This is a genomic window from Mycobacterium sp. 1164985.4, assembly GCF_001668575.1.
Taxonomy (GTDB): Bacteria; Actinomycetota; Actinomycetes; order Mycobacteriales; family Mycobacteriaceae; genus Mycobacterium.
In genome coordinates this window covers 24,220-32,825 of the sequence record NZ_LZMD01000037.1, presented here as the reverse complement: position 1 = coordinate 32,825, position 8,606 = coordinate 24,220, and the positions used below count along the sequence as shown (strand labels likewise).

The window sequence follows — 8,606 nt, the reverse complement described above, 5'->3', positions numbered from 1 at the left end:
CTGTCCGAAAAAATTCGACCATAACCAAAGACACCAAAAACTGGCATCAAAAAACATCCACCCCTAAACGGGAAAAAAAGGGCAGACAAAAAACAACAAACAAAAACCACCAAACACACTATTGAGTTCTCAAACAACACACCCGCTTTTGGGGCAACCCTGCCAGTCTATACCGATCTGGACAGAGACGTCAAACCCCGTCCTCCAGTCCGATTGGCCTGGGGCCGTGGGCTTCTCACAAGAGGATACGCCAGCCCCGCGGAATCCCCAAAAGGGGGTTAGGTACGGCGGCAGACCCTGCGGCGGGCCCGGAACCGGTCGAATCACGCGACTCGCTCGATTTCTGCGCCAAGGCTCTTGAGGTTCTCGACGAACAACGGATAGCCCCGGTCGATGTGGAAGACGTCGTGAACCTCGGTGTCGCCATCTGCCACAAGACCGGCCAGCACCAGCCCGGCGCCGGCTCGAATGTCCGAGGACCAGACCGGCGCACTGGAGAGCTGCGGGATCCCCCGGATCACCGCGTGGTGGCCATCCGTCCTGGCGTCGGCGCCGAGGCGGACCATCTCCTCGACGAACCGGAATCGGGCCTCGAACACGTTCTCGGTGATCATCGACGTGCCGTCGGCTATCGACGCCAGCGCGATCGCCATCGGCTGCAGGTCCGTCGGGAATCCGGGAAACGGGAGCGTCGCGACGTTCACCGCCTTCGGGCGCTCGTACTGGACGACGCGGAACCCGTCGTCGGACTGCGTGACGGTGGCGCCGGCGTCGTGCAGCTTGTGCAGCACCAACTGCAGGTGCTGCGGGTCCACGCCCGTCACCGAGATGTCGCCGTGCGTCATCGCCGCGGCGATCCCCCACGTCGCGGCCACAATGCGGTCGCCGATCACCCTGTGCTCGGTGGGATAGAGCCGGTCGACGCCGGTGATCGTCATCGTCGAGGTGCCCGCGCCGGAGATCTGCGCGCCCATCTGGTTGAGCATCGCGCAGAGATCGACCACGTCGGGTTCGCGCGCGGCATTGTGGATGGTGGTGACGCCCTCGGCGACGACGGCCGCCATCAGGATGTTCTCCGTCGCCCCGACGGACGGGAACTCGAGCTGGATCTCCGCGCCGCGAAGGTGATCCGCCTCCGCGACCACGCAGCCGTGCTCGATGTTGCACCTGGCCCCCAGCTGCCGCAGGCCGGCCTGATGCATGTCCAACGGCCGCGATCCGATCGCGTCGCCACCCGGCAGCGCCACCTTGGCCCGCTTACAACGCCCGACGAGCGGTCCCAACACGCACACCGACGCGCGGAACTGGCGGACCGCGGCAAAGTCGGCGTCGTACTTGGGTTCGTCGGGCGAAGTGATCCGCACGACGTCGCCGTTCAATTCGACGGTGGCACCCAGACCGCGCAGCACCTCGGCCATCAGGGGTACGTCGAGGATGTCCGGACAATTGGTGATCGTGCTGGTGCCTTCGGCCAGCAACGTCGCAGCCATCAGCTTCAAAACGCTGTTCTTGGCCCCCCCGACGGCAACTTCGCCAGATAACCGGTTTCCGCCGGTCACCACGAATCGCTCGCTCACGCGGGTTAGTGTAAACAGCGTCGCGAGCCGTGTCAGTTTCCTTGGCTACTGGTTCCGGTACGGTTTGACCATGGCGGTCCATCTCACCCGGATTTACACGCGAACGGGCGATGACGGCACCACGGGGCTCAGCGATTTCAGCAGGGTGTCCAAGAACGACGCCCGCCTAGTGGCATACGCCGACTGCGACGAAATCAACGCCGCAATCGGCGTCGCCATTGCCCTGGGAAACCCCGGCGAGCAAATGTCGAAGGTGCTCAAGCAGATTCAGAACGACCTCTTCGACGCGGGGGCTGACCTGTCGACTCCGGTGGTCGAGAACCCCGAACACCCACCGCTGCGGATCACCCAAAGCTACATCGACCGACTCGAATCCTGGTGCGACGAGTTCAACGAGTCGCTGCCGGCCCTGAATTCGTTTGTGCTGCCGGGCGGTACTCCCCTCTCGGCGCTCCTGCACGTGGCTCGCACGGTCGCGCGCCGCGCCGAGAGGTCCGCGTGGGCCGCGGTGGACGCGCACGGTGACGCCATCAGCGTGCTGCCCGCGAAATACCTGAACAGGCTGTCGGATCTGCTGTTCATCCTGTCGCGTGTGGCCAATCCCGACGGTGATGTGCTGTGGCAACCCGGCGGTCCGGCAACGGATTAAAAGGTCCGGCGTCGCGCCCGAGGCGACGGTCGTGACTCCAACCAGGACAAAAACGCTGTCAGGGCACCACGATCCAACGCGATCTCATAGCCGCGTCGCCGTTCGGGGCTGGTGTCGCGAAGTTCGAGCACCACGATCTCGTCCGTCATGATGTCGAATTCGTCGCCCCGCGGTCCCCGCCGCGACACGATCTCCAGGCCGCGACGGCTCAGCCGACGATCCGGCCACCAGCGCAGGCTCGACAACCGGTAGAACCCGGCTTCGCCGCCGCGGTAACGCATTACACCGTGGCGCCAGCCGTGCCCGCCGACGGCCGGCACATCGCGCAGGATCGCCGCGGTGCCGCCTACCTGGCGCAGCTTCCACAGCCGGTAAGACAGCGCGACGACGACGACGAGCAGCACGCAGATCAGCGCGACCATGATGAACATGAGCGCGCTCACCTGTCTATCCCGTCGCTCCGCTCGCCCAGGTGCCGACCGCTAGTCGATCTGGCCTAGGGCGCGAAGCCTCGCCCGACCCTTTGCGGCTACTGCGGGATCGTCGGACTCGGAGTCCTGACGCGCTCGGTCGGCGTTGATCTCCGATTCGAGTTCGGCGGACTCCGCAAGGATGATCACGCTTTCGTCGGTGACCGACATGAATCCGCCGTCGACCGCGATACGCAGGTCATCCTCGCCCTCTCGCTCGACGCGCACCATCGCGTCGTCGACGAGCTGAGCGACCAACGGGATGTGGCGGGGAAGGATGCCGATCTCACCCGCGGTGGTGCGGGTGAAGACGAACGTCGCCTTACCCGACCAGACTTCCCGCTCGACGGCGACAATGTCGACGTCTAATTCCGCCATCGCTATTCGTCCTTGCCGGCGTCGCCGTTCGAATCCGTCTGCGCCGGAGCACCGTCACCGCTGCCGGCATCCATCTTGGCGCCGAGGCTCTCCGCCTTCTTCTCCAGATCCTCGAGACCGCCGATGAGGAAGAACGCCTGCTCCGGAAGATGGTCGAAGTCGCCCTTGGTCAGCTTGTCGAACGCCTCGATGGTCTCCTTCAGCGGAACCGTCGAGCCCGGCTGGCCCGTGAACTGCTCGGCCGCCATCATGTTCTGCGACAGGAAGCGCTCGATGCGACGGGCGCGCTGCACCAGCTGCTTGTCCTCCTCGGCCAGCTCGTCGATACCGAGGATCGCAATGATGTCCTGAAGGTCCTTGTAGCGCTGCAGGATTCGGATGACCTCTTGTGCGACGCGGTAGTGTTCGTCGCCGACCACGCTCGGGTCGAGGATCGTCGAGCTGGAGGCCAGCGGGTCCACCGCCGGGAAGATGCCCTTCGAGAACACCGACCGGCTCAGCTCGGTCGTGGCGTCGAGGTGCGCGAACGTCGTCGCGGGCGCCGGGTCGGTGTAGTCGTCAGCGGGCACGTAGACGGCCTGCATCGAGGTGATCGAGTGGCCACGGGTCGAGGTGATCCGCTCCTGCAGCTCACCCATCTCGTCGGCCAGCGTCGGCTGGTAACCCACCGCGGAAGGCATGCGGCCCAGCAGCGTCGAGACCTCTGAACCCGCCTGGGTGAACCGGAAGATGTTGTCGATGAACAACAGCACGTCCTGGCCCTGCTCATCGCGGAAGAACTCGGCCATTGTCAACGCGGACAACGCGACTCGCATACGCGTGCCCGGCGGCTCGTCCATCTGGCCGAACACCAGCGCGGTGTCCTTGAGCACGTCGGCGTCCGCGAGCTCGACCCACAGGTCGTTGCCCTCACGGGTGCGCTCACCCACGCCGGCGAACACCGAGGTGCCACCGAAGTTGCGGGCGATGCGGTTGATCATCTCCTGGATCAACACGGTCTTGCCCACGCCCGCGCCGCCGAACAGGGCGATCTTGCCGCCGCGGACGTACGGGGTCAGCAGGTCGACGACCTTGAGGCCGGTCTCGAGCATCTCCGTCTTGGGCTCGAGCTGGTCGAAGGCCGGCGGCTTGCGGTGAATCGACCAGCGGTCGAAATCCTTGCCGTAGCCGGGCTCGTCGAGGCAGTCACCGAGTGCGTTGAACACGTGGCCCTTGACGCCGTCGCCGACCGGCACCGAGATCGAGTCGCCGGTGTCGGTCACCTCGACGCCACGCACCAGGCCGTCGGTCGGCTGCATGGAGATGCAGCGCACGAGGTTGTCGCCGAGGTGCTGGGCGACCTCGAGGGTCAGCGTCTTCGCCAGATCCTTGTAGTTGATCTCGGCGTGCAGCGCATTGAACAGTTCGGGCACCGAACCGCGCGGGAACTCGACGTCGACGACCGGGCCGGTGACACGTACGACGCGACCGGCAGTGTCGGTGCTGGTCGCTTTTTCAGCAGTAGCAGTCATTTGTCTTCTTCGCTTTCTGGGCTACTTCTTGGCGGCGTCCGCAAGCGCGTTCGCGCCACCGACGATTTCGCTGATTTCCTGGGTGATCTGAGATTGCCGCTCGCGGTTGGCCATCAGGGTCAGATCCTTGATGAGGTCGTCGGCGTTGTCGGTCGCCGACTTCATGGCGCGTCGGCGAGAAGCCGACTCCGACGCCGCCGCCTCGAGCAGCGCGGCGAAGATGCGGGTGGAGATGTACCGGGGCAACAGCGCGCCGAAGAGCGTCTCGGCATCCGGCTCGAAGGAGAAGAGCGTACGCGGACCGGTGTCCTCCTCGCTGTACTCCACCACCATCGGGGCGATCCGACGTGCGATCGCCGTCTGAGACAGCATCGACTTGAATTCGGTGAAGACGATGTGCAGTTCGTCGACGCCGAGGATGTTGTCCGCGCCGGGATCGTCACCTTCGTCATCCATGCCCGCGGTGAACGCGTCGACCAACGTCGTCGCGATCTCCTGGGCGTTCTCGTAGTCGGGCCGCTCGGAGAAACCGGTCCACGACTTCTGGATGTCCCAGTTGCGGAAGCTGTAGTACCCGAGGGCTTTTCGGCCCACCACGTACAGGACCGGCTCCTTGCCCTCGGAGCGCAGCAGCGAGAACAGCTCCTCGGACCTGCGGAAGATGTTCGCGTTGTACGCGCCGGCAAGGCCTCGGTCCGACGACACCACCAACACGCCGGCGCGCCGAGGGTTCTCACGCGCGACGAGCAGCGGATGATCCAGCGCGCTCGCGCTCGCGAGTTCGGTGAGCATGTTCGTGATCTCGCGATCGTAGGGCCGAGCCGCCTCGACTCGGGCCTGCGCCTTGGCGATTCGCGACGTCGCGATCAGCTCCTGGGCTTTGGTGATCTTCTTGATCGAGCCCGCGGAGCGGATGCGGCCGCGCAATTCGCGCAGTGTGGCAGCCATCTGTGTTCAGGCCTTACTTCTTCTTCGGTGCGGGCTTGCGGACCTTCACCGATTCCTTTTCGACGTCTTCCTCGTCCATCGCCTCGACATGCTCGTCGGGCACGACCGAGCTGCCGTCGGTGGTGGCGAAGCCCTTCTTGAAGTCGTTGACGACCTTCTCGAGCTTCTCCTCGAGCTCCTCGGAGAGCTTCTTGCTCTCGCGGATCTCCTTGAGGATGCCCTCCTGCGACCCCTTCACGTGGTCGAGGAATTCACGCTCGAACTTCTGAACGTCTTCGACGGGTACCGAATCCAGGTGACCCCTGGTGCCCAGGAAGATCGCGACGACCTGTTCCTCGACGGGCATCGGGCTGCTCTGCGGTTGCTTGAGCAGCTCGACGAGCCGTGCACCGCGGTCCAGCTGCGCCTTCGACGTCTCGTCCAGGTCGGAGGCGAACGCCGCGAACGACTCGAGCTCGCGGTACTGCGACAGGTCCAGACGCAGCGACCCGGCCACCTCTTTCATCGCCTTGATCTGCGCGGCGCCACCGACACGCGACACCGAGACACCGACGTTGATCGCCGGCCGCACACCCTGGTTGAAGAGGTCGGTTTCCAGGAAGCACTGGCCGTCGGTGATCGAGATGACGTTGGTCGGGATGTACGCCGAGATGTCGTTGGCCTTGGTCTCGATGACCGGCAGACCGGTCAGCGAGCCGCCACCGAGCTCGTCGGAGAGCTTCGCGCAACGCTCCAGCAGGCGGGAGTGCAGGTAGAACACGTCACCCGGGTACGCCTCGCGGCCCGGCGGGCGACGCAGCAGCAGCGAGATCGCGCGGTACGCCTCGGCCTGCTTCGTCAGGTCGTCGAAGACGATCAGCACGTGCTTGCCGTCGTACATCCAGTGCTGGGCGATCGACGAGCCGGTGTACGGCGCAAGCCATTTGAAGCCAGCCGAATCTGAGGCCGGTGCGGCGACGATCGTCGTGTAATCCATCGCGCCACCGTCTTCGAGGGTCTGGCGCACGCTGGCGATCGTGGTGCCCTTCTGGCCGATCGCCACGTACACGCAGCGGACCTGCTGGTCGGGGTCGCCGGTCTCCCAGTTCTGTCGCTGGTTGAGGATCGTGTCCACACACACCGCGGTCTTACCGGTCTTGCGGTCGCCGATGATCAGCTGACGCTGTCCGCGTCCGATAGGGGTCTGTGAGTCGATGGCCTTGATGCCGGTCTGCAGCGGCTCGCTCACGCCCTGGCGCTGCACAACCGACGGCGCCTGGAGCTCGAGGGCGCGACGCTCGGTCGTCTCGATCTCGCCGCGGCCGTCGATCGGCTGGCCCAGCGGATTTACCACGCGGCCGAGAAATGCGTCGCCCACAGGCACAGAGAGGACCTCGCCGGTGCGCTTGACCTGCTGGCCCTCTTCGATCTTCTCGAAGTCGCCGAGGATGACGGCGCCGATGCTGTGCTCGTCGAGGTTCAGCGCAACGCCCAGCACGCCGCCGGGGAACTCCAGCAGCTCCTGGGTCATGACCGACGGGAGACCCTCGACGTGAGCGATACCGTCGCCCGCGTCGACGACGGTGCCGATCTCTTCGCGCTCGGTTTCCGCCTCGAAGCCGGCGACATACTCCTCGATTGCGCCCTGGATCTCATCCGCGGAGATCGTCAACTCTGCCATGGTCTTCTCCTCTTCGCGCGAGCGCTCATCGGGGGCTTTCTCGCTTCCTACTTCGTGTATGGGTCTTGGTGTGGTCGGGTCAGTCGGGTAAGCGGGTCTCGGCCGCCGCCAGCTTCGACGCCAGCGAGCCGTCGATCACCTCGTCGCCGACGGCGATCGTCAAGCCGCCGAGCAGTTCGGGGTTCACGTCGAGCTGAATCGACACCGGGCGGTCGTAGATACGGGTGAGCAGTTCGGTGAGCCGCTCGTTCTGGGCGTCGCTGAGCTCCGCGGCCGCGCGAACCTGCGCCACGACTTCACCGCGGCGGGAGACGGCCAGATTCGCGAGATCGCGAACGGCCTCGTCCGCGCGCTCGCCGTGCAGCAGATCGAGCGTCTGGCGCAGCAGGTCCGCGGTGTTCTTGTTCGCTCGGCGTCCAAGAACGTTGTTCAGCAAGCTGATCCGGCCCTCCAGCGGGGCGGTGTACTCGCCGAGCAGCGAGATCAGACGCGGCTCGGAATCGAGAATGCGGCTGAACCTGAACAGCTGGTCTTCGACGTCCTCGATCTGATCTTCACCCTCGGCCCGCACCAGAAGCGCCAGCCTGGCGACGTGCTGGATGCTGTGGATCAAATCCGAGGTGCTCGACCAACGCTGCGACGCAGCGTTTTTGAGGATGTCGAGGGCGGGGTCCGACACCTGGCCCGAGAGCAGACGCTCCACGAGCCGGACCTTGGGCTCGTCGGCGCTCGACGGATCGGACAGGTGCCGCGAGAGCACGGGCTCGCCGCGCAGCAGCTTCGCCGTGGAGGCCAGGTCGTCCGCCAGCCGCGTCAGGCCGTCCGCGTCGAGTCCGGAGATCGCGGAGTCGAAACGCTCGACCACCTGAGCCAGCGAGTCACGGCTTGCCGCACGCAGTTTCGCCGTGGCGCTGTCCGAGAAGGTCGTCGTCGACGGGGCCATCTCATCGAGCTCCGCGAGGAAGCGGTCGACGGTCGCGGACTGCTCGGAGCTGTCGGACACGAAGTTGCGCACGATGTCGCCGGCCCGCTGTACCGACTCGGCGCCCAGGCTCTGCCTCAGCTCACGGACCAGCTGCTGGCGCAGTAGCTGAACCTGTTGCGCGCCTTGGGTCTTGATCCGCTCCAACTCCTGGTCGGCCTGCACGCGAAGCTGCTCGGCGATCTTTTCGGCGTCCCTTCGGGCCTCCTCGATCACCTCTGCGGCCTCGGATTTGGCCTGCTCTAGAGCCTTCGCATGCTCGGTGTCGGCGTCGGCCACCTTCTTCTCGGCCTCGGCGTGCTCCTCGAGCTGCCTGCGAACGGTCTCCTTCTGGGCGACCATCATCCGTCGCACCAGAGGCACGACGTACCGCACCAAGATGAAGACGATGAGCGCGAAACCGATGAGCTGTCCGATGAATGTCGACATGC

Annotated in this window: 8 protein-coding genes; 1 reads left to right on the top strand and 7 read right to left on the bottom strand. The window is 65.3% G+C overall.

Features of this window, described 5'->3' with window-relative positions:
• Nucleotides 1–323 precede the first annotated feature (323 nt).
• A complete protein-coding gene (gene murA, locus A5650_RS05115) occupies nt 324–1,577 on the bottom strand; it encodes a UDP-N-acetylglucosamine 1-carboxyvinyltransferase (RefSeq protein ID WP_067088726.1) in 1,254 nt (417 codons plus the stop codon).
• Between the two features lie 70 nt (nt 1,578–1,647).
• Here murA and A5650_RS05110 point away from each other — a divergent pair, with 70 nt between their 5' ends.
• Entirely contained in the window at nt 1,648–2,226 is a 579-nt protein-coding gene (locus tag A5650_RS05110; RefSeq protein ID WP_067286980.1) for a cob(I)yrinic acid a,c-diamide adenosyltransferase, read from the top strand.
• On the opposite strand, the gene A5650_RS05105 is transcribed toward A5650_RS05110, so the two are convergent.
• The 6 genes from A5650_RS05105 to A5650_RS05080 form a co-directional block, all read right to left on the bottom strand.
• Nucleotides 2,223–2,669, bottom strand: a complete 447-nt coding sequence (locus A5650_RS05105) for a DUF2550 domain-containing protein (protein WP_197501790.1) — start codon at nt 2,667–2,669, stop codon at nt 2,223–2,225. The two genes, A5650_RS05110 and A5650_RS05105, sit on opposite strands and share 4 nt — an antisense overlap.
• 39 nt (nt 2,670–2,708) lie before the next feature.
• Nucleotides 2,709–3,074: a F0F1 ATP synthase subunit epsilon gene (locus A5650_RS05100; protein ID WP_067286977.1), complete on the bottom strand. Its 366-nt coding sequence runs from the start codon at nt 3,072–3,074 to the stop codon at nt 2,709–2,711.
• A gap of 2 nt (nt 3,075–3,076) precedes the next feature.
• The gene (atpD, locus tag A5650_RS05095; protein ID WP_067286975.1) at nt 3,077–4,585 is read right to left on the bottom strand and encodes a F0F1 ATP synthase subunit beta; all 1,509 of its coding nucleotides are present in this window, start codon (nt 4,583–4,585) and stop codon (nt 3,077–3,079) included.
• 21 nt (nt 4,586–4,606) lie between these two features.
• A complete protein-coding gene (locus tag A5650_RS05090; protein ID WP_067286973.1) occupies nt 4,607–5,533 on the bottom strand; it encodes a F0F1 ATP synthase subunit gamma in 927 nt (308 codons plus the stop codon).
• A gap of 13 nt (nt 5,534–5,546) precedes the next feature.
• Nucleotides 5,547–7,193 (bottom strand): F0F1 ATP synthase subunit alpha, encoded by a 1,647-nt coding sequence (gene atpA, locus A5650_RS05085; protein ID WP_067088712.1) that lies wholly within the window; start codon nt 7,191–7,193, stop codon nt 5,547–5,549.
• A gap of 79 nt (nt 7,194–7,272) precedes the next feature.
• A complete protein-coding gene (locus A5650_RS05080; RefSeq protein ID WP_067286971.1) occupies nt 7,273–8,604 on the bottom strand; it encodes a F0F1 ATP synthase subunit B/delta in 1,332 nt (443 codons plus the stop codon).
• Nucleotides 8,605–8,606: the final 2 nt, after the last annotated feature.